Annotated in this window: 16 protein-coding genes and 1 pseudogene; 2 read left to right on the top strand and 15 right to left on the bottom strand. The window is 48.4% G+C overall.

Translation table 11 applies throughout. From position 1 onward, the window contains the following. Positions 1–18: 18 nt before the first annotated feature. The 12 genes and pseudogenes from ABY044_RS04470 to ABY044_RS04525 form a co-directional block, all read right to left on the bottom strand. Positions 19–1,602, bottom strand: coding sequence for a BatD family protein (locus ABY044_RS04470; RefSeq protein ID WP_373018590.1), 1,584 nt, complete (start codon positions 1,600–1,602; stop codon positions 19–21). A 113-nt stretch (positions 1,603–1,715) separates the two neighbouring features. Beyond that, positions 1,716–3,692, bottom strand: coding sequence for a VWA domain-containing protein (locus tag ABY044_RS04475; protein WP_373018592.1), 1,977 nt, complete (start codon positions 3,690–3,692; stop codon positions 1,716–1,718). Between the two features lies 1 nt (position 3,693). Further along, on the bottom strand, positions 3,694–4,710 hold the full coding sequence (locus tag ABY044_RS04480) for a VWA domain-containing protein (RefSeq protein ID WP_373018594.1): 1,017 nt from the start codon (positions 4,708–4,710) through the stop codon (positions 3,694–3,696). Then, entirely contained in the window at positions 4,710–5,216 is a 507-nt protein-coding gene (locus ABY044_RS04485) for a DUF4381 domain-containing protein (RefSeq protein ID WP_373018596.1), read from the bottom strand. The genes ABY044_RS04480 and ABY044_RS04485 overlap by 1 nt, the downstream gene beginning before the upstream one ends. A 13-nt stretch (positions 5,217–5,229) precedes the next feature. Continuing rightward, on the bottom strand, positions 5,230–6,204 hold the full coding sequence (locus ABY044_RS04490) for a DUF58 domain-containing protein (protein WP_373018598.1): 975 nt from the start codon (positions 6,202–6,204) through the stop codon (positions 5,230–5,232). Positions 6,205–6,223: 19 nt separating this feature from the next. Further along, positions 6,224–7,198: an AAA family ATPase gene (locus ABY044_RS04495; RefSeq protein ID WP_373018660.1), complete on the bottom strand. Its 975-nt coding sequence runs from the start codon at positions 7,196–7,198 to the stop codon at positions 6,224–6,226. A gap of 179 nt (positions 7,199–7,377) precedes the next feature. Continuing rightward, entirely contained in the window at positions 7,378–8,124 is a 747-nt protein-coding gene (locus tag ABY044_RS04500) for a methyl-accepting chemotaxis protein (RefSeq protein WP_373018662.1), read from the bottom strand. A 189-nt stretch (positions 8,125–8,313) separates the two neighbouring features. Beyond that, positions 8,314–9,843: pseudogene (locus ABY044_RS04505) on the bottom strand (cache domain-containing protein); the annotation flags it as partial. A 199-nt stretch (positions 9,844–10,042) separates the two neighbouring features. Next, positions 10,043–11,032 carry a tRNA 5-methoxyuridine(34)/uridine 5-oxyacetic acid(34) synthase CmoB gene (gene cmoB, locus ABY044_RS04510; RefSeq protein WP_373018600.1) on the bottom strand — a complete coding sequence of 330 codons (990 nt, stop codon included), beginning with the start codon at positions 11,030–11,032 and terminating at the stop codon, positions 10,043–10,045. 136 nt (positions 11,033–11,168) lie between these two features. Continuing rightward, entirely contained in the window at positions 11,169–11,897 is a 729-nt protein-coding gene (gene cmoA, locus ABY044_RS04515) for a carboxy-S-adenosyl-L-methionine synthase CmoA (protein WP_373018602.1), read from the bottom strand. A 115-nt stretch (positions 11,898–12,012) separates the two neighbouring features. Then, a complete protein-coding gene (locus ABY044_RS04520) occupies positions 12,013–12,888 on the bottom strand; it encodes a DNA/RNA non-specific endonuclease (protein ID WP_373018604.1) in 876 nt (291 codons plus the stop codon). Between the two features lie 66 nt (positions 12,889–12,954). Beyond that, a complete protein-coding gene (locus tag ABY044_RS04525; RefSeq protein WP_373018606.1) occupies positions 12,955–14,967 on the bottom strand; it encodes an EAL domain-containing protein in 2,013 nt (670 codons plus the stop codon). A gap of 241 nt (positions 14,968–15,208) precedes the next feature. Here ABY044_RS04525 and ABY044_RS04530 point away from each other — a divergent pair, with 241 nt between their 5' ends. Beyond that, on the top strand, positions 15,209–15,496 hold the full coding sequence (locus tag ABY044_RS04530; protein ID WP_373018608.1) for a hypothetical protein: 288 nt from the start codon (positions 15,209–15,211) through the stop codon (positions 15,494–15,496). Position 15,497: 1 nt separating this feature from the next. Here the strand turns inward: ABY044_RS04530 and ABY044_RS04535 are convergent, their stop codons facing one another. After that, complete coding sequence (locus ABY044_RS04535; protein WP_373018610.1) at positions 15,498–16,307, bottom strand: methyltransferase domain-containing protein; 810 nt, start codon at positions 16,305–16,307, stop codon at positions 15,498–15,500. A gap of 163 nt (positions 16,308–16,470) precedes the next feature. Here ABY044_RS04535 and ABY044_RS04540 point away from each other — a divergent pair, with 163 nt between their 5' ends. Beyond that, entirely contained in the window at positions 16,471–16,824 is a 354-nt protein-coding gene (locus tag ABY044_RS04540) for a putative quinol monooxygenase (RefSeq protein ID WP_373018612.1), read from the top strand. A gap of 6 nt (positions 16,825–16,830) precedes the next feature. Here ABY044_RS04540 and ABY044_RS04545 read toward each other — a convergent pair whose 3' ends face one another. Further along, complete coding sequence (locus ABY044_RS04545; RefSeq protein WP_373018614.1) at positions 16,831–17,559, bottom strand: cation transporter; 729 nt, start codon at positions 17,557–17,559, stop codon at positions 16,831–16,833. 38 nt (positions 17,560–17,597) lie between these two features. Continuing rightward, positions 17,598–20,720: an efflux RND transporter permease subunit gene (locus ABY044_RS04550; protein ID WP_373018616.1), complete on the bottom strand. Its 3,123-nt coding sequence runs from the start codon at positions 20,718–20,720 to the stop codon at positions 17,598–17,600.

Consider the following 20,720-nt stretch of genomic DNA (forward strand, 5'->3'; position numbering starts at 1 on the left):
ATTGCGGATGTGGGGGTTTTAACGGGCGTATAGAGCTTTTAATTGGCTCTCTTGTCGGATTGAACCGGATGTTTGTTCCAGCTTCTTCAACGATTCGCAAAGTGCCAGGCGCATGGCGTCCGTAAATTCACCTTGATTGAACAGGCTGGCTTCCAGTTGTTGAAGTCGGGCGATCAATTCCCGATCATCCAATTCCGCGAAACTTTGAATCCGATGCCGTTCACGCAGCCACTGTCTTAGGGCGGGGTAGAGTTGTTGCGCTGGCAGTTTGCAAATATCGTCTATTTCCGACCAGACCGGTTCGGTTGGTTTCGAATCGCTGTCGGTGCTTTCTTTTTCTTTAATTGTGATCGCTTTAATCTGACGTCTGGTTCTTAACCACAGTGCCAGTGTCGCCACCCATAGAAAAGCAAATACGGCGGTTGATATCTGCCATGGCAGATTGTTTGCGGATTGTTTGACAATCGAATGAGGCGGTACGGTTGTGAGATCGTGTGCCTGCATATCGGCTCCCGGCGTGGCGGTAGACGTTGCGGTGTCCGCGGCGGGTAAAATTTCAAAGGTTTTACCCGGAATCAGGGTTGTTTCCAGCTTGTCGGTCTGAGTATTCCACCAGTAGAGCGTCTGCTCCGGCAGGGTTAAGCTGCCCGCTTGGGTAGGAATGATGGCGCGTTTAAGCTGCTTATTACTGATAATGCCGTTTTGTTGTTTATCTTCTTGGGTGCTGGGTTGATCCGGATAGACTTTGAACCCGCTTTGCGAATCGATTTTTAGGGTCGGCAATTGATTCGCCATCAGCCCGTCGACGTTTAAAGTCAGGGTTTGGGTTAAAGTATCGCCGACATGAATTGCGCCGTCCGGAAGATTCCACTGTTGGCTAACGCTGACCTTATTGGCCGGTAACCAGGCATTAGTGGATTTATCCTTAAAGACTTTCGGTTCCGGCTTGACCCGCAAGCTAATCGGGTTAGCCTCTTCTTGAATCTGTTTCAAGTGACTGCCGAGTTGAATTCGCCCGCCGAATTGAGGGGTGGCGATTTTAAGTTCGCCGCTACTTTGCGGATAGATCGCATAAACCCATTCATAGACGGTATAGGCTTGCCCTTTAATTTGCTTATTGAAAACCGATTCTTTTTTAAGCGGTTCCACCAACGCATTGCCGAATTCCGGCGGGCGGATATTGCCGGAGATCAAGCGTCCTTGATAGTAGAAGCGCAGGGTGTAGATGACTTGTCCTTGTACATAGGGCGAGTCGGTACTGACTTTGGCTTCGAAGAAATAGGGTTTTAAATTGCCCTTTTGCAATGATTTTTGCAGCGGCATAACCGTTAATTTGTATGGTTGGCTAGTCACGTCGCCGACCTTGAAGGGCGGCACGATCAATTCACCGACCTGTTTCGGCAACAGTTGAATCAGCCAGCGAGTACTGGATTGAAAATCGCCGTTGACCATTTGGATATTATTGCTGCGTTGGGAACCTAATATTTCGAATTGATCCTTGAGTTCATCCAGATTGAGTTGCCCCAGAGTGCTTTGAAAGTCGGCTGTGACATAGAGATTGATAATATCGCCAAATTCGACCGTCTGGCGGTCCGTTTCCACTGTGAGGGAGTCTGACCAGGATGAAGTCGAAAAAACGCTGAGAAGGCTAAATATGAGCGCAACAGCGAGTCTTTTTATCGGATCTAGGTGAAATCTTTTTTGGATTAGCATGCTTACCATATCTTTTTCGTTGCCTGTTCACCCGGTTTATCGGGCGCATTGTTTGTTTGGTTCTGGAATTGGTATTCGAATTTGCGTTTCAAAAACAGCCCCGGCTGATCGGGAATTTGTTGCAACCAGTTTTCGGTGGCTTGCTGCTGTTCGGTCTTTTTTAACGATTCAGCCGGTTGATTAGGGTCGTTTGATTTGTCCGCCAGCTCTTGTGCTTGTGACGCTTTTTCCTGTTTTGAATCGGCGGATTCTTTTGCGGTTTTTCCATCCGATTGTTCGCCGTCCGATTGAGACGGTTCTTTTGATTTTTCTTTATCGGCCGCTGGCGGCTGTTTTTGCTGTTTGGCGGATTGTTTTTGGGTTCCGTCATGCTGTTGATTGTCGCTTTGGCCTTGCGATTGTGCAGTTTTATCTTGATCCTGTTTGCTTGTAGAACCGTTTTCAGCACGGTTTTGTTCGCCGTTCTTTTTCTGTTGACCCGACGAAGACTGATTAGAAGACGAATTCGTTTGTTGGTCTTGCGAGTCTTTCGATTTCGACTGTTGCGGCGACTTCATCGATTGATCGGCCGTCTGCTGCTGTTGGTCAAGGATTCGATCCACCAGTTTGAGGTTGCTCTGCGCGTCCTTCAAGTCGGGTTGTTTTTGCAAAGCCTGTTCATAGGCTTGTTTGGCCTCTTTGAGTTGGCCTTGTTTGGCAAGTGCATTGCCTAGGTTGTACAGTCCCGACGCACTTGGATCCTTTTTAAACTGTTCGGCGGCTTCTTTGTATTTTCCGTTGCGGTATAGGGTACTGCCTTTCCATTGAGGGGATTTGAACAGCGATTCCGCCGCTTGGTAATCCTGTTTTTTCCAGGCTTTATACGCTTGCTGGTCGGGTGTTTGGAACACATCGGCAAAGTCGGAAAGCTTGGTGTCGGCGTAGCTCGGCGGTGAATACAGGCTACCGATCGGCATCAACAGCAACAGACTTAAACTGAACAGCCAGCCACGTCGATAAGCGAGCGCCAATAACGGCAACATGGCCATAATAACGGCGGTACCGTCGTCTAAACGATGCAAAACTTCTTTGTCTTTTTCATGTTCGGCTTGCTGTTTGGCAAAGGCTTCCAGTTGGTTTGGCATGAGGCGATCCAAATCGGTTTCGTCGACCGTTAACGGGGTCAGGGCGGCACCGCTTTGACGACTTAATTTTTCCAGTTCCGCATACGGTAGTTTAGGAAGTACGATCGCCCCGTTGTCGTCTTTAAGCAAACCGTAATTCGGGATATTGACTGCGCCGCCGCTTTGCGTGCCGACGGCCAGAATGCTCAAGCTATAACCTTTGCTCTGAATCCAGTCCGCAATCGCTTGACGCTGTTCGTTTTCGAGATCGTCGGTTACCCAGACAATGTGCCCCTGAGTGACGTTGGCGCCTTTAAAAAGAAGGTCGGCTTGCTGCATCGCCAACAACGGCTCGGAACCGTATTTCGGCATCATCATCGGGTTAAGCGTCGGCACCAGCGACAACAGGGTTTGGTTGTCTTCCGAAATCGGCGCAATGGTATGTGCCGTGCCTGCATAAGCAACCAGTCCGAATGCGGTTTCCGGGTGCTTTTTCAACAGGTCGATCAACTTAAAGCGCGCGCGGCTGATGCGGTTGGGTTTAATGTCTTCGGCCAGCATCGAAAGTGAAAGATCGAGCAGGATGACCGTACCCTGGTGGGTTTTTTCGGCCGGTAGTTTAACCGATTTCAGGCTGGGTCCCGCCAAGGCTAGAATCGCCATGATCCACAAGCATGCCAAACCGATGACCGCCAGACGGTTGGAACTGAGGCCTTGGGTTTGGTTTTGAGAATTGAGTAGTAATTTATGGAATTTGGGGGCGATGACTTTCTGCCATGCACCTTGCTGGAGTTTGATGTGCCAGGCTTTCCAAACAAGCCAGACGACCGGAATCAACGCTAGGAACCACCACGGACGTAAAAAGTGAATTTCCATTTTAGCCTCCCGCTTTTCTTAGTTGAACCCAGCCTAATAGCAGGCTGATTAGAAAGGCCAACCCCAAAGGCCAGACATAGAGTTCGCTGCGCAGACGGTAGCTATGAACTTCGTGTTCGACCGATTCAAGCTGGTTGATCGATTGGTAAATTTCCTGCAACTGGCGGGTGTCGTTCGCAAGGAAGAATTGACCGTGGGTCAACTCGGCGATCTTTTTAAGACTGTCGATGTCCATATCCGATTTTCCGCCGTTGAAGAAAGCATCCAGGCCGATTCGATGTTTAACCTGACCGACGCCGATGGTGTATATTTTTAAACCGAGTTGCGCCGCCTTTTCCGCCGCTTTGATTGGATCGACTTCGCCGGCGGTGTTGGATCCGTCGGTCAGCAGCACCAATACCGATTCATTCTGGTGGTTCTTCATCCGGTGTTTCAGGGTTAAACCAATGGCATCGCCAATCGCGGTATTGTTACCGGCCATGCCGATTTCGGTTTCGTTCAACAAGGTCTTAACGGTTTTCAGATCGTATGTCAGAGGACTTTGCAAAAACGCTTGGGAGCCGAAAACGATCAAGCCCATGCGATCGCCTTGACGTTGTTCGATAAATTCCGCGACCACCGATTTGACTGCGGTCAAACGGTCGACATCTTTGCCGTCGAGATACATATCGGCTTTCTGCATGGAGCCGGAGAGATCGACCGCCAAAATCATGTCCTTACCGCTGGTGGTGAAAGGCGTCGGCGTCAGATACCAAATCGGCCGCATGGCCGCGAGGATAAACAGTCCCCATAATAGAACGAACAGCCATGGAATTTTACGTGTTTTGACTTCCGGTTGAATTAGGGATTCTTTGGCAAACTGCGTCGAAACGCGTTGCATGATTTGCGGTGCCAGCAGCGCGGTTTGTTGCTGTTGAACCGGCTTCATCAGCAAACGCACCAGCCACGGAAGAGGTAAAAAGGCAATCATCCACGGCCATAAGAATTCAAAGTTTTGCCAAACGTTCAACCACTGCATTAGAGATGATGCCCCTTAATCCATTGCTGCGCATAGTTTCGCCACGAGAGCGCTAAGCCGTTCAGTTCGGCGTCTGTTTTTTGAGCGTTTCCTTGATAGGCTTGTTGCAGAATCTCCAGAGCATTGTCGGGTTGGCGGACGAAGTTGGCGGTTTCGTGAAGAAAATCCAACCAGGCCTGTTCGCTCAGATGCGCAACCGTCTGACGCCCGTAAACCGTAATCGCCACCTGTTTTAGCAGGGCGTTGATGTGCAGGATTTGTTCGGCGACGTCCGTTTGAGTGCCTGTTTGAATCCGTTTTATTTCCGCCAGCGCTTCGCGGCGGTAGGCGTTGCGTTTATGACGATCCAACAGGAACCACACCAATGCAAAGACAATGGCGCTCAAGCTGAATATCAGCACCCACCAGCTGAATGCCAGCGGCCACCAACCGATTGGATCGGGCAGGTGAATGTCTTTGAGCTGGTTGAGTGGGTTGTTACTATCCGTTAGATTATTCAGATTCATTTCGCTGTCGTCTCTATTGGATGATTTTGTATTTGAGTAAGGCTTCCATCGGTTTGTCCTCGGTCGAGATTTGAATCAATGGAATTTGCAAGTTGCGGAAGGTTTTTTCCGCTGCTTGCCAAGCGTTTACGTAGCTGTCACGGTATTCCTGGCGAGTTTTTTTTCTAAGGCTGTTAATCGGTAACAGGTGTTCTCCTAGCCAATCGGAACTGAGGTTTAGCCAACCTAACTTGGGAAGCTCTTTTTCCAAAGGGTCGTATAGATGAATCGCCGTGATTTCGGTGTGTTTGCGTAGGCTTTGTAAGTGCTGTTGGCTGGCTTCACTGAGGTTGAGCATGTCGCCGATTAAAAACAGCTTACTGCCGGGTTTGACCATTTTTAATAACTGTTGTGTGGCTTGCTGCCAAAGGTGCGGCTGTACCGTTCCCGGTCTATTCAGCCCGTGCTGTAATTGAATGGCCTGTTGTAACCAGGTCAATAAAGTCTGTTTTTGGCGTTTTGGATTCAACCAGGTCTGGTGGTTTTGGTTGAAACTCAAACCGCCGATCAGATCGCCTTGCTGCAGAGCCGTCCAACCTAAAATGGCGGCGATATTCAATCCTTGAACTGCTTTTAGACGCACCTTGCTGCCGAAAAATAGTGCCGGAGTCTGTTCGGCAACGATTATGACCGGTTTCTCATGTTCTTCGGTAAAGACTTTGGTATGAACTTTTTGAGTACGTGCACTGACGCGCCAGTCGATGTGACGGATATCGTCTCCAGCTTGATACTGTCGTACCTCACTGAAAATCATGCCGCTGCCTTTACGTAAACTGTGATGGCCGCCGCTGAATTGTTCCATCACCTTCTGTTGACTGTTGAGGCTACGATGTTTCACGTGAAACCGAAAGGCAATCAGCTCGTCAAGCGAACTGTATAGACTGTCCTCGGAAATGTTCGTGCGAGGTTGCATCGAGCTTTCGGTTTGGGCTTGCGAAGAGATCGTCATTGCTTACGGAACCCTTTGATCAGACAACGGGAACGTAACTCAGTAGTTGGTCGATGATGTCGTCGGTGCTCAAACCTTCGGCTTCGGCTTCAAAACTCAGCAACAGGCGGTGACGGAAGACATCGTGAATTACGGCTTGCACGTCGTCGGGACTGACGAAGTTTTTACCTTGCAACCATGCGTGGGCACGTGCGCAACGCGATAAAGCCAAGGTGGCGCGCGGACTGACGCCATAGTTGATTTTGGTTGCCAGGTCGGCACTGTACGCCGCTGGATTACGGGTGGCAATCACCAGCTCCACCAGATAGGTTTTGACGGCATCGGCCATATGAATATTCAGGATTTCGTCGCGCGCCTTGAAAAGGTCGTCTTGGCTGAGATTCTCGGGTTTGATTGGCTGATGACTGCGCTCTTCGTTTTCCACTAATTCCAGAATTTGATATTCGCTTTCCGCAGACGGGTAGTCGATTTTAACGTGCAGCATAAATCGATCGAGCTGCGCTTCCGGCAGCGGGTAGGTCCCCTCTTGTTCGAGCGGGTTTTGGGTTGCCATGACCATAAACAGTTTGTCTAACGGCATGGTGTGCTTACCGACGCTGATTTGACCTTCCGCCATGGCTTCCAATAAGGCGGATTGAACTTTGGCCGGTGCACGGTTAATTTCGTCGGCTAGAACCAGATTGTGAAAAATCGGCCCCGGTTGGAATTCGAACACGCCGGTTTCCGGACGGTAGATTTCGGTTCCGGTGATATCGGAGGGCAGTAGGTCGGGCGTGAACTGGATACGGTGAAAGCTGCCTTCTATCAATTCCGCCAAAACTTTGATCGCTTTAGTTTTTGCCAACCCCGGCGGTCCTTCGACCAGTAGATGGCCGTCAGAAAGTAGGGCGATCAGCATGCGTTGAGTCAAGTGCGGCTGTCCGATAATCTGTTGGTTGATGTGTGCCTGTAAGGTTTGGAATCGTGCGGCTAAGGTCGAATCGTTAGGTTCCATCATATCCCTGAACTTCGCTGTTGTCTTAATTGGAAAGGGTTTTCATTATACTGACATCAGGAAGGGTTACAAACGCTTAACAATGGAGGAAGTTTTGAAATAATTCGGAGAATGGAGTGGGAGTGAAAATTTCTGTTTGACCGGGGACGATATAAGCGCCCCGGCTAACAGATGAATGCTTATTTTTTAGGCAGTATTTTACTGGTATCAATTTTGAACGAACCGATAAGCTCGACCAAGCGGCCGATTTCGTTGCTCATACGCTGTGTATCTTGAGCAACCGTGTCAACCAGAATCGCGTTCTGTTGGGTGTTGCCGTCCATGTCGCTGATGGCTTGGTTAATCTGCGTGATACCGACGGATTGCTCTTCGGAAGCGCGGCTGATTTCACTGACCATACCGGTTATTGAGGTGACTTGCTGATTGATTTTTTTCAGCATGTCCGCCGACTCCGAAGCCAGTTTGGTTCCGTGGTTGATCTGGTCGGTGGTTTCGGTCACCAGAGCGCCGATCTCTTTAGCGGCATCGGCGGTGCGTTGTGCCAGAACGCGTACTTCTCCGGCCACAACCGCAAATCCGCGACCGTGTTCGCCGGCACGTGCCGCTTCAACGGCGGCGTTCAATGCCAATAAATTGGTCTGGAATGCGATGCTATCGATCAAAGTGGTGATTTCGAATACCTTGGTACTGGATTCATGAATCCCCTGCATGGCTTTTTGGGCTTGTTCCATGACTTTTTCGCCCTGATCGGCATCTTTTTTAGCCTGTGCGGTAAACGCGTTGGCTTCCCTTGCACTGGAGACCGAGTTTTGCATTGTGGAAGCGATTTCTTCCATAGCAGCCGCGGTTTCTTCCAGAGAGGCGGCCTGATTTTGGGTACGGTCGTTCAAATCGATATTGCCGTTCGATAGTTGTTGAATATTCATCAACGCCGATTCTGAGGTTTGCTTGATGTCGATGAAGATGGTGGCAATATTATTCAAAGCGCTATTGATGGTTGCCTGCAATCTTGCCAATTCGCCTTTGTAGTCGCCGATGACGTGCGCCGTTAAATCGCCGTCGATCAAGTTGGTTAAGCTGCCGGTAAAGCTGTTAAAACCGGTTTGTAAATTATCCAGCGCCTGGTTGATGTTTTGTTTCAGGGTGTTCAAGTCGCCGCTCAATTCAATCGTGATCGGCTTCGAGAAATCGGAATCGGCCATATCGGCAACCACTTGATTGATTTCGGATACAGCCGAGTTCAATGAATTCAAGGTGAATTGTGCGTTATCCATCGCCTCTTTGAACGCGCCTTTCGCATTTATGTTGTTTTCGATTTTGGCGCTGAAATTAGCCTGTCCGAGAGCCGTTAGGGTTTCACCAAGCGAGTTCATGGTGTTTTCCAGGGTATCGGTACTTTGGTTGATCTGATTTTTTAGTTTTTCCAGATCACCTACCGCAGAAATTTGAATGCGTTTTTTCAAATCGCCGTTTCCGATGGCTTGCATGGTATCGCAAGTTTCTTTCAGAACCTGATGGGTGTTTTCTAGCAAGTGGTTGAAATCGTTTGCCATCAAGGCGATTTCGTCCTGATGCTCCGACTTCTTGGCGCGTGCCGAAAAATCACCTTGGTGGGTAACGGTTTGAATGGTTTGTTGAAGGTTGATAACCGGCAGCAACACGACTTTTCGAATGATCAACATGATCACGATACCCATTAGAATGACAATCCCGACGAGAATTCCCAATTCTTTAAAGACGGCTTGCTGTATCACCAGCATACGGTTTTCAAGTTCGATCGGTGGGGCGCCCAGAATCTGTACGCCGACCTCTTTGCCTTGCATATCCTTAACGATCGATTGGGTGATCAGTAGGCCGTCTTGTAACAACCAACCGTTTTTATTTAAGGTGTCCCAATCAATCTTCTGTGTCATGGCAACCGCTTCTTTGCTAAACGAGGTTTGGCTGCCTAATACGTAATCACCGACTTTCGTATTGTCTTTGGCATTGGTACTGATGGTCAGGGCATAGTCGTTCAACAATAAAGCGTATTGCATGTTACGGGCAGTATAGTCTCGAGCCACACTTCCCATGCCTTGAATAAATTCAAGCGAACCGATGTAGCGATCGTCTTTAAAAAGCGGGGCGATGCCGCGTACCGCTAAACCGGCACGGCCCAATTCCAAAACGGCGATGGCTTTTTTGGTTTGGATGACTTTGTCGACACCAAAGCGGAAAGAGGAAAGATCGTCACCATGCTTATTCGGTTTCCATGCTCGTAAAAAAGAACGGTTTTCCGGGGTATGGATATGAATTTTGATGTTTTTGAAACTGGTGTTATGGGCAAACGTCTGATTGACGTTTTGTAGCGCAGTTAAAGCGGAATCGCGATCTTGGTCGGCAACGGCATCAATGATTTGGTTATTGCTTGAAAAGCTTACGGCGTTACTGATCCCGATTTCCATTTTGGTATTCAAACTACGATCCATGTCCCCACGTAATTCTTTCGCAACATCGGCCGCCGTCTGTTTATATTCGTATTGATACTTTTGGTATTCAACCAATATCAGTACTGCCAAGACAATGCTGGAAACGATGATGATGCTGGAAATAATTTTGGATTGTAGGCCGAGAGATTTGAACATGAATACCCCTTTGTACTTCATTTGCGTATATTAACCCTAAAGTTATACAGGTAATGATACATAGGTTTGATATGGAAAACGAGAAGAATTAATAATTAAAATGAAAAATTTATCTAATATTATCAATTGGTTAAATAATACTATTTAATACTGATGTGAGGGTTAGTCTTGATTATTTACGGGGGAGAAGTCCCATTAAACGGGTAGGTTTTAACGGGATTTATTTGGGTTTGTTTGCAACCATCACCGCACGTAGAGGAGCGGGATAGCCTTCAATGGTTTTATTCAGGTCGTCAGGGTCCAAAAAGTCTTTTAGAGAGTTCCATTGCATCCAATCGGTCGAACGTTGTTCTTCGATGGAAGTCTGGTTGAGATCAACGCAACGGACTTCAGTAAATCCGCAACGTTCCATCCAGCGCTGCAGTTCCGAAACCGACGGTAGAAACCAAACATTGCGCATTTGCGCATAACGGTCTTCCGGAACCAAAAGCTGACCGAATTCTTCGGGAACGACCAGGGTTTCCAGTACGAGTTCACCACCCGGCGTAAGTTGATTTTTAAGATCGTAGATATGATCGATCGGCGATCGGCGATGATAAAGCACGCCCATTGAAAAAACCGTATCAAAAGCCCCGCCTTTAGGAGACACCGGTAAATCTTCCAGTGTTAACGGCAGGAAATAAGCGGGCACGGATTCGCCGATAAAGTGTTTGAGCGTCAAGAACTGGCTCATAAACAGTAGGCTTGGGTCGACACCGACCGCTAATTTTGGGTTTTCAGAGGCCATGCGCCATAGGTGGTAACCGCTTCCGCAGCCGATATCCAATACGCGTTTGCCTTCAAGCGGTTGAAGATGGGGGCGTACGCGATCCCATTTCCAATCGGAATGCCATTCGGTTTCTATGTGGATGCCGTGAATACTGAACGGGCCTTTGCGCCAAGGCATTAGAACCCGTAAAGCACTTTCCAGTTGATGTCTATGGCCGTCGTCCAAATCGTCATTTCCGGTTGTGACGACGGATTGATTTAGATGGGTGACTTGGTCGCGCGGATAGTCATGGATAATTTCCAATGCGGCTAACCAACGAGGTAAGTTGCCATTGCCTTCGGGATGCAATGCATGGTCGATCAGATCGGGCAGCACTTTTCTCCACTCATCAAAGCGTGAGTCGCCGAGTCTTTCCCAAAATGTATCGTAATGCTGTTTCACGTGAAACTATTCCTGTTGTTGGCAAATGGATAAGGGCGTAATTATACCGTTCGGTTCTGTGAAATTGAACAGGATTGAAATGTACGGATTAACAGAACCGTACGAATTCAACGAACTTAACTGTGATTTAAAACCATCAAATTGATTTGATGGCGATAAAAGAAGCGAAGTTGTATGCCTGAAACCAGATGCCGGCGGAATCGAAACCGGTTTGCTTCAAACGTTGGATATGGAAGTCGGCGGTATCGCTGATTAATACGTTTTCCAGCGAGCTGCGTTTCTGGCTGATTTCCAGTTCGGAATAACCGTTGGCGCGTTTGAACTGTAAATGCAGGTGTTCGATTGCCGACTGCAGGGCATCGTCTTCAAAGTGGATTTTTTCCGAAAGGATGAGGATTCCACCAGGCTTAAGACCTTGATAAATATTATCCAATAGCGCCTGACGTTGATCCGGATCGATGAACTGCAAGGTGAAGTTAATGACTACCACCGAAGCGTTTTCGATTTTGATCTGGGTGATGTCGGCACATTGCAAATCGACTTCGACGTCGGAATGATAGGCGTGTAAATATTCGCTTGCACGGTTTATCATCGCTTCAGAATTATCGACCGCGACGATTCGGCAATTGGGCTGTGCCACCTTGCGGCGCATCGTTAAAGTGGCCGCACCTAATGAGCAGCCTAAGTCATACAAATTACTGTCGGCTTGGGCGTAGGTTTCGGTCAATTCGCCGATTCCGGTGAGAATGGTTTGGTAACCGGGAACGGAACGCTGGATCATGTCGGGGAAAACCGCAACGACCGATTCGTCAAATTGGAAGGCGCCAACCGCTTCATGGGCTTGGGCGTAAATGGTATCTTTCATATTGGTGAACCTGTTCAAGCCTGGCTTAGGTTATAGGGAACGATGACATCGCAAAGATTGTATTTTAAAGAAATTACCCGTCAAAACCAATAAAACGGAATTGACGAGCCATATGTCAGTAACGGGACGGTCGGTTTGCCACTTCGGACAATCGCCAGGCCTCCGGGGTTTGACTGCTTTCCAGACGGGTTTCAAAGTCGTCATCCAGTTTGTAAAAAAAGTCCAATCCGGTTTGTTTCTCAACTTCGTCGATAGTAGTCACGAATGTCATTAAGCTGGCATTGGGCTTGGCATTCTGGGGGAAAATGAATGCCAATGCTTTAGCCGGGCTATCTTGGCTGCCAGGTTTGATCAGGATTTTATAAAAAGCCTTGGGGATCGCGACTCGGGTGTTTTTGATGGTTTTCGGATTAGTGTCGAAAATCGGCCCGGTTACGACCCAGAAATTACCGAACCAGTCCGAGAAATCATTGGCCACCAACTCTTCCAAACGTTGCCAACTTTTCTGGTTCAGATTCGGTTTTTGGGGGGTAATGTTAGTCATTAAAAAGGTTTCTAATTGCGCCGATCGGCCGTAACGGCTGGCAATTAGATAGTTTGGCGCCATGTGTCCCCGGTCATAGCCGGAACCAGTGTAATCCTGATGGGTGATGCCGGACAGTCCGCGCCAGTCGCGCGAGAAGCTGCTGGGGCGCTTGCCGCTGTCGAACTGTTTGGCTTTAACCTGATAGGTGACCCATAAAGGGTTGGCCAGTTTCTCAGAGTAGCCGAGCATAAATGCCTGATTACGTAAGACATGAGTCCAGCTAGCGTCGGCGGGGGCAGAAATTTCTTGCGGAACCCCCATGTAAGTCATCGCAGGACGGGCAACAGTGACCTCATAGCCGTACCAGATCCCCCCGGCTAAAAAGACGGCGATAAGGTATATAGGTTTGCGAATAATCAGTTGTAGAGCGGGTCTAAGAAGACGTAAAACCTGTCGTGTAGTCATAAGTGTCAATCGGGCTAAAAAGAGACGCAATTATATGGCTTAAAAGCGAAATTGCGAAGCCCGGCTTTAGGAATACTCTTTAATCAGGTTTTTTAGCGGGATGGCTTTGTTGAAGTAGTAACCCTGGTAAAGCAGTTCACTCGGTAGCGTGCGTAAAGTTTCGAGTTTTTCGGCCGTGTCGACGAATTCGACGATAACCGGTTGCAGGCCAAGGTTGGCGGCCATATTGGTGATGAATTCCACCATACGGTATTTCGCTTGATCGTTCTCGATGTTTTGAATGAGTTTGCCGTCCAGTTTGGCAATTTGAACCGTGTGGCTGCTGGCTAGGTCGACCAAACTAGAAAGGTTGGAATAGCCTGTCCCAAAATCGTCAATTGCGAAGATGATCTGATATTTTTGATTCAGTTCTCTCAACACTTCATCGTGCATGAGGATTTCGTGTTCCGTAATTTCCACCAGCAACTGAATGTTATGCTGCTTGCAAACGCTATTCAAACCGATCAGTTTTGTGATGATCTGTGGGCTGGCAAGCGATTGCGGATAGATGTTGACGTTGATCATTTCGGTCAGCCCTTGCAGCTGCGGAATGTCCCGTTCCAGTAGTTCGAATACTTGTTCGTCGATTTGACTGGTTAAGTTATAGGTTTCCACAATGCTTAAAAAGTCTTTAGCCGCGATGATTTGCTCGTCGACAGACATTCTAATCAATGCCTCAAGGGTTTTGATATTACCGCTTTCATTAACGATCGGTTGATAGAACAGGCAAAAACTTTTGTTTTGTAAATGATTATGTACGATTTCTAAAAGTTCCAAATCCTGTTCGACTTGCTGATGGTATTGAACCAATTCATGCGACTGGATGTGGCAAATGTGTTCGTGGCATTTGTCCTTTAGGATTTTGTTCAGCATTGAAGCGAATTGCTGGGTTTCGTAAACCGGCAGATCGGATAGGTTAAACAGGTTAACGTAAAGCTGTTGACTATGGCTTTTACCGAATCTCTCACCAAGTGAAGTGATCACGTCTTCCATGACCGAAGGAAGCGTATTTGGCCCTTTCTCCTCCTTAAGTACGACATGCAAGCTTTCTTCGCGTTCCAGGTGAATGAAATCGATGTCGTTTTGTTTTAAGCATGTCATACATTCGTTAGAGAAAATATTCAGCAATTGTTTTTTCTGTTCATATTGGATGTCGGATGCTTCGACGATACCGTAATGGATGACAAAGTAATAACTTAGATTCTTCTGGCGTTTACTTTCCGCCATCACAAAATCGATGAAGTTATGGTATGGATCGGCCAGGTAGTTGAAGTGCGCTTCATTGATGTACTTGTCTAATAACAGAAAATCTTGACTGAGATTTTCGAAATGAGAGAGCGCTTTAAGGTACTCCTTTTGCATCAAGTAGACATAAACATAGTTCGCTTCTTGATGTACCGAGCGATGGATCAGAAGAATATTGCCTTGCAGGTCAAACGCTTTGTCACCGGTGGCATGCAAAATCAATTTGGCTTCCAGGGTTTTTAACCAGTGGGCGAAATCGCACAGAGTGTGGTCGAGTTGAGGAGGCGACCCGCCTTCTTCGATGTGGGTAAAGAAGTGTTCAAGTTGGATCAACCATCTCTGGTGCAGAGTCATGGTTTGGTTATGACAGATAAAATTTTCGTTTTTAAAATGGTCGACAAATTCTTTGACTGTCGAAAGAAAATAACCGCGGGCGAGATGACTTTTGGCTTGTTTGATTGAATAGAGAACCGCTTCGGGCGTTTTTTTAAGCTTAAAGTGCGCTAAACCGGATAAGGCATTTTCCTGCGCCATATCAATCAGATCAAAGACATCGTGTAACGACAGATGATAGATTTGCTGTAAGGTTTTACCGACGTTTTCAAGCTCATTACAGTCTTCGTCGGTCAGTTCATCAATCAACAGCTTTTTTAGCCATTTTTCTTCTTGAAGAAACAAACATTTCATTTCGTGCAAAGAATGAATGACATGTGTCATTGAAGATTGCTGGATCAGGTCGCTTTCCATTGATTCGATCAGATCTTTGCAGAATTTATGCAGGCTTGATGTCGGCACGGCTTTCAGAACCACAAGTTAATAGAATATTTCGATTCTAACATGGGTTATGTGGTTTTTATTCAGTTTAAAATTTGATGTGGTTATTAAATTTATTAAGTTTTTTTTCTTAGATCATTTCGAATTTTATTTTTTGTTGAAAAGCGTCTTAAAATTGAAGAACAGGCTTTCTATCCATTTTTAGGCTAAAGTCTTTAGGTTGAAAAATAGAATTTATTGCGATGGAGGTAAGGTTGATTTGATGAAAGAGCAACAAGACCAAAAGGCGACAAAAGACGGAACGAACCTATTTGAAGGGATTGTTTTTCCGGATTATTTTATTCAAAAAAATTTGTCGTTTGATGACATGATAGGCTCCATAAGAACTTGGAGTGCCTATAAAAAGGCGAAGGAAAAAGGTGAGCTGAAAGCATTCGAGGCGTTTTTCGAAAGGATGAAAAAATCATGGGGTAATCCCGTTAACGCCAAAAAGGTGACTTGGCCGATTTCCGTCAGAGCCGGCAGAGTCCATCGGAATAGCCCCCCTTAGATTACTTTTTCTTGGCAAGAATATGGATGTATCGTGCCATGTTTCGGTAGGTGGGTTCGCGACAGAAACGATATTCTAAAGCCAGCAGATCGTCCAGGTCACTTTGTTCCAGCACTTCATGGGTCATGTAGTCGTGGAACACGCGAATTCCGGTGTGCACTTCGATTTCGAACCCCCAGACTTCAAGCCACTGAATTACTTCTTCCGGTATCTGTGGATTCGGCGGTGTAAGCTTTTTGCCTTTACCGAGATAGTCGTCGTTGAGAATGTAGGGTAGGCGCCAGCCTCCGCGCAATGTATTGCGGATAACGACCGAATTACGGTTGTAGAACAACAGGGAAAGATGGCCGCCCGGTTTGACTTTGTCGGTGACGGTCTTTAACGTCTCTTTGGGTTCGCCCAGCCATTCGAGAACGGCATGAAACAGTACTAAATCAAATTCCGGTAAGGTTGCTGCAACTTCTTGGGCGGGACCGTTGATGAAGGTCGCTTCCAGGCCGGCCTCTTCGAAATTTCTTTGAGCCCGTATTAACATCTGATGTGAAAGGTCGCATAAGGTCGTTTTGTGTCCGGCCTCGGCAAACCATTGGCTGATTTGCGCAAAGCCGCAACCGGCATCCCAAACCGTCAGCGACGTTTGCTTTTCAATAGGATTTGTCGAGTTGCTTTCGGGAGAATGCAGGTCTGCTAAGTCTTCCTTGAGAAGTTTTAGACGCCACTCGCCTTTGACCGTGTTATAGATCTTGGCTTCGAATTTATCGACCAGTTTGTCGAAATTGCGGTCGGCTTTTTGGGGAGGAGTATTTTTCATGGGTTTATTTTAGCCAGAAGCGGTGAATGACGTGAATTTTTTGTATTTTGAAGATTGTGTCGGTCTATCGTAGCCAAAGTTTGAGTATTCGTGCGGCTTTGAGTATCTTAGAGGCCTGATGTAAACCATCTTGTTTAAATTATTTGAATCGATTGGAGAGTCCATGTCATCGAAAGTTTATTGTCTGGCGCAATTTCAGCCTAAACCTGGCAAAGAAGCCGAATTATTCAAGGTCTTGCAGAGTCTTGAACCAAACACGTTGAGGGAAGACGGTTGTTTGCAGTATCGGGTAACTCGTCAGATTGCCAGCCCGTTTGCCGAAGGTAAGAGTTTTCCGATCGTATTTAATGAAATCTGGGCGGATATGGCTGCTTTTGAAGCACATTGCCAGCGTCAGGAGATTGTCGACTTTTTCCAGAATTTTTGTCTGGCTGAAGATGGCTTGGCGGCGGACTGGAATGTCTGCGTTTACAGCGACGAACCGGAAATTTACGATGCGCCGGTTATCGCTCCATAAACCGGTTTAGTCGCTGAATTGGGTTTGGGTGTCACTTTCTTTGAGAGTTTTTTCAGGCTTTTTTTCCGATTTTTCAGAAGACTCGCAACAGGTATTGTCCGCACAACAAGTCTCTTCCTTTTCCGGCTCGCAGGCGTTGGCGGATTGAAGTTCCGATCTGGCGTCTTTGAGAATCCGCATTGCGCCCCAAAATACGAGCAGGGTAATCGCCGAACCGATAATCAAATCGGGCAATCGGCTTCCCAGCCACCAGACGAGCAGACCGCTTAAAATTACGCCTAAATTGGCCAGGACGTCGTTGGCAGAGAAAATCCAGCTGGCTCGCATATGGACTTCGCCGTTTCGGTGGGCGTGGATCAGCTTCAGGCAGTAGGTGTTACCGATCAAAGCGATGAACCCCATAATAAGCATCCATTCCGACAGTGGTTCGCTGCCGTAGATCGCGCGGCGGGCGATGTCCAAACCGATTAACGCCGCCAGCATCATCTGAAAGTAACCGCTGACCAATGCAGCTTTGGCTTTAGTCTGTACCGCTCTTCCTATGGCGTAGAGTCCGATTCCGTATACGATGGCGTCGGCCAGCATATCCAATGCATCTGCCGTCAAACCGGTCGACTGAGCATACCAGCCGACGATGAATTCAATCACGAACAACGCCGCGTTGATCGACAGAAGGGTAATCAGGATTTTTTTCTGCGAGGCGTCGGTGACCTCAATATGACATTCGCAAGCCATTACGACCCCCTTTGTTTATTTTGTTTTGATAAATCTTATCAGTTCTGGTCTTTCTTTAAGCCGTTTTCGAGCGCATTTTCCAGCTCATGCGTCGAAGCCAGCGGAGAGCCGCTACGCTTGGCGAGCAGCGCGTAAGCGGTCGGAATGATGAACAGGCTCAACAGCGTCGAGAAAGCCACCCCCCAGAACAGCACGATGCCCAGAATGTAACGGGTCTCCGCACCGGCTCCGCTCGACAGTATCAACGGAACCGTTCCGGCGATGGTGGTGATGGCGGTCATCAAGATCGGCCGCAGACGCAATTGAGTAGCGGATACCAAAGCCCGGTAGACAGGCAGGCCGCGGTCGCGTAATTGGTTCGTGAATTCAACGATCAGAATCCCGTTTTTAGTCGCCAGACCGAGCAATAACACCAACGCGATCTGACTGTAGATGTTCAGGCTCATGTGGTACGAAAGAAGTGCGAACAGCCCGCCTGCCAGTGCTAAGGGTACTGTCAGCAGGATCACGAAAGGATGGATGAAACTCTCAAACTGCGCTGCCAGTACCAGGAAAATCACGACTACGCCTAACAGGAAGACAAAGTAGAACGAATTAGAGGCCGTCTGGAAATCGCGTGATTGCCCCTTATAGTCGATGATTGCTTCCGGTGGCAACGTTTCGCGAGTGAGTTTGTTGAGGTAATCCAACGCCTGACCTAACGACAGGTTGTCATCCAGTTTGGCCGACAATGTCATCGAGCGCACACGGTTATAGCGGTTGAGGCTCGAGGCCACGCCGGAGGTTTCAATATGCGTGATCGCGGACAGCGGAATCATGCCGTTGGTACTGGACGAACGCAGATAAATTTGTTCCAGATCCTGTGGGGATTGGAACCATTTATGATCCGCCTTGACCAGAATGTCATACTCTTCGCCCTGATATTGGTATGTGGTGATGCGTTTGCTGCCGAGCAGGATTTGTAAGGTTTCGGTCAGGTCTTGATGCGAAATTCCCAGCGCTTTGGCTTTGGCGTAATCGACCGTCAGACGCAGTTGAGGCTTGCTGGCCTCGTAATCCCAGTCCAACCCGCTTAATCCCGGGTTGGTATCGTGAATGGCCTGATCCATCATGGTTTTCCATTGTTCCAGTTCCGCATAGCTGGAACCGCCGATAACAAACTGTACCGGCTTCTGAACGCGTCCGCCGATCGGCGAGCGCATAATCGGTACCGCTTTGACACCGGTCAGGTCGGCGAGTTTTTTGCGGGTTTCTTCCATGATATCGTAAGCGGAACGGCGTTTGGACCAGTCTTCCAGAACGACGATCACAAAACCGGTGTTGAAGATTTCGGTACTGCTGAAAGACCTTGGCGCACGAATCAATAGGCGTTTGGCTTCGCCGTTTTCGACTAAAGGCATTAGGCGCTCTTCAATTTCGTTCATATAGCTTTGCATATATTCGAAAGTCGCGCCTTCCGGCCCTTTGACCGTCACGTAAAACACGCCGCGGTCTTCTTTCGGCACGTATTCATGCGGTACTTTTTGGGCATAGAATACCGTGGCCGCAATCACGGCGGCAAATGCCAAAACACTGATCCAAGGGTGCCTGAGGTTTTTGACCAGAAGTTTTTTGAAGCGATGGGAGCGGCGTCTTCCGGAAGGTTTCGGACGGTCTTCCGACGCGTCTTGGATTGGTTTTTTTGTCGGCAGTAACAGTTTGGAGGCCAATGCGGGAGAAAGTGTCAGTGCCACCCAGCTCGAGAAGAGGACGGCCACCGCCAGAGTCACCGAAAATTCAGAGAACAGTCGTCCGATCTGGCCTTCCATAAAGGCGATCGGCATAAAGACCGCAATCAAAGTCAAAGTGGTGGCGACGACGGCAAAACCGACCTGTCGGGTTCCCAGATAGGCAGCTGCAATAGGGGGGTGCCCCATATCTAGGTGGCGCTGAGTGTTTTCCAGTACCACGATCGCATCGTCCACCACTAACCCGATCGCCAGTACCAATGCCAGTAGGGTAAGTAGGTTGATGGAGAAACCGAGCATCCACAATACGCCGAAAGTGGCGATTAGGGAGACGGGCAGGGTCACCATCGGCACCAATGCGGCGCGCCAGTTTTTCAGAAACGCCAGCATCACCAAAGAGACTAAGCCCAAAGCAATGAACAGGGTTTTGTAGACTTCGTCGACGGCTTGTTGAACAAAGACCGAAGAATCGAAACTTTCCGCCAGATGCAGGCCTTCCGGCAATGTCTGGTTAACGAGTTTGCGGCGCTCCCGCGCCAGTTCGGCAACAGTAAGAGTGTTGGCATTGGATTGTTTGATGATCCCGATGCCGACCATCGGTTCGCCGTTACCTTTGAACAGGCGACGGCGTTCGATGGCGCCGAGTTTGACTTCGGCGATCTCGCCCAGTGTCACCTGTCCGACCTGCTGGTTCTGTTTGATAATCAAATTTTTGAAGTCGTTTATGCTGCTTAAAGGTTTGTCGGCTTGCAGGGTAAACAGGATGTGTTTGCCTTGTACCGAACCGACCGGCAGTTCGATATTGGACGCACGCAGCTGTGTCTCGACGTCCTGAGCACTGATACCGTATAACGCCATCTGCTGCGGATTTAGCCAGATGCGTAGGGCATAGGACTGTCCGCCGCCGACGCGCACACGTGCGACACCGTCCAGTACGGCAAAACGGTCGACCAGATAGCGTTCGGCGTAATCGGTCAGTTGCGGTACGGTCATCTGGTCGCTGTTGAGGTTGAACCATAGAATGACGCTTTCGTCGCCGTCGACTTTCTCGACTTCAGGCGCACGAGCTTGTTCCGGTAGGTTGTCGGCGATTCGGGCGACGCGGTCGCGGATATCGTTGGCGGCGGCATCAATGTCGCGGTCGATGGAGAATTCCACTTTGATTCGCGAACGTCCGTCGCTGGAAGTCGATTCGATGAAACGGATGCCCGAGACCCCGGAAATGCGGTTTTCAATCAATTTGGTGATGCGGTTCTCGACAACTTGCGCCGAAGCGCCCAGGTATTGGGTGTCGATGGTGACGATCGGTGCATCCACGTTCGGGTATTCGCGCAGGCTCATGCGGTCGAATGCCATTAAGCCGAATGCAAGTAATAGCAGGGAGGCAACCGTTGCCAGTATCGGACGTTTGACCGAAGTATCAGACAGCCACAT

The sequence above is a fragment of the Thiomicrorhabdus sp. genome (assembly GCF_041583835.1).
Classification (GTDB): Bacteria; Pseudomonadota; Gammaproteobacteria; order Thiomicrospirales; family Thiomicrospiraceae; genus Thiomicrorhabdus.

What these genes read in the sequence shown, in the direction of transcription:
- ABY044_RS04475 (WP_373018592.1), bottom strand. Translation starts at nt 3,692, where the DNA reads ATGGAAATTCACTTTTTACGTCCGTGGTGGTTCCTAGCGTTGATTCCG.
- ABY044_RS04480 (WP_373018594.1), bottom strand. Translation starts at nt 4,710, where the DNA reads ATGCAGTGGTTGAACGTTTGGCAAAACTTTGAATTCTTATGGCCGTGG.
- ABY044_RS04485 (WP_373018596.1), bottom strand. Translation starts at nt 5,216, where the DNA reads ATGAATCTGAATAATCTAACGGATAGTAACAACCCACTCAACCAGCTC.
- ABY044_RS04490 (WP_373018598.1), bottom strand. Translation starts at nt 6,204, where the DNA reads ATGACGATCTCTTCGCAAGCCCAAACCGAAAGCTCGATGCAACCTCGC.
- ABY044_RS04495 (WP_373018660.1), bottom strand. Translation starts at nt 7,198, where the DNA reads ATGGAACCTAACGATTCGACCTTAGCCGCACGATTCCAAACCTTACAG.
- ABY044_RS04500 (WP_373018662.1), bottom strand. Translation starts at nt 8,124, where the DNA reads ATGAATATTCAACAACTATCGAACGGCAATATCGATTTGAACGACCGT.
- cmoA (WP_373018602.1), bottom strand. Translation starts at nt 11,897, where the DNA reads ATGAAAGATACCATTTACGCCCAAGCCCATGAAGCGGTTGGCGCCTTC.
- ABY044_RS04520 (WP_373018604.1), bottom strand. Translation starts at nt 12,888, where the DNA reads ATGACTACACGACAGGTTTTACGTCTTCTTAGACCCGCTCTACAACTG.
- ABY044_RS04530 (WP_373018608.1), top strand. Translation starts at nt 15,209, where the DNA reads ATGAAAGAGCAACAAGACCAAAAGGCGACAAAAGACGGAACGAACCTA.
- ABY044_RS04535 (WP_373018610.1), bottom strand. Translation starts at nt 16,307, where the DNA reads ATGAAAAATACTCCTCCCCAAAAAGCCGACCGCAATTTCGACAAACTG.
- ABY044_RS04540 (WP_373018612.1), top strand. Translation starts at nt 16,471, where the DNA reads ATGTCATCGAAAGTTTATTGTCTGGCGCAATTTCAGCCTAAACCTGGC.
- ABY044_RS04545 (WP_373018614.1), bottom strand. Translation starts at nt 17,559, where the DNA reads ATGGCTTGCGAATGTCATATTGAGGTCACCGACGCCTCGCAGAAAAAA.
- ABY044_RS04550 (WP_373018616.1), bottom strand. Translation starts at nt 20,720, where the DNA reads ATGTGGCTGTCTGATACTTCGGTCAAACGTCCGATACTGGCAACGGTT.